Source organism: Bariatricus sp. HCP28S3_D3, assembly GCF_052065755.1.
In the GTDB taxonomy this organism is placed as follows: domain Bacteria; phylum Bacillota; class Clostridia; order Lachnospirales; family Lachnospiraceae; genus Allocoprococcus.
The window spans coordinates 1-409 of sequence record NZ_JBQHTK010000110.1 but is presented as its reverse complement, the minus strand read 5'-3'; the positions used below and the strand labels follow the sequence as shown (position 1 = coordinate 409).

The window sequence follows — 409 nt, the reverse complement described above, 5'->3', positions numbered from 1 at the left end:
ATCCTTCAAAGCCTGGGAGGTTTTCCGCAGGGAGAGCCCGAGGTTAACGTGAAGAGTCAGGCACAGTGACATCACGTGGGAATCGAACTTGTTGAACTTCAGGGAAGAAGCGTTTTTCGGGAGGGAATCCAGATCCATTTTAAAGAAATCCACGGTGAATTCACGGTAGATGTAGTGTAGTTTGTATTCGTTCTTGCCATAAGCTTTTTCAAGATGTTCCTTATCTACTTTTTTAAGATTGTGGAGATAGTAAGGGCATTTGGGATTCACGCATTTGTGGACGATAAAGTGTTTCCTGTCTTTTTTATGTACCAGAGCATTTCCACAGTGGGGGCAGCGTAAGGTGTACTCTTTAGAGAAACGGTTATCATCCGGTGAAAAGTTTGTGTCGCAGACCTTGCATTTGATC

The 409-nt window shown here is 43.8% G+C and carries 1 pseudogene; it reads right to left on the bottom strand.

Features of this window, described 5'->3' with window-relative positions:
• Positions 1-409: pseudogene (locus ACTNB3_RS17935) on the bottom strand (transposase); the annotation flags it as partial.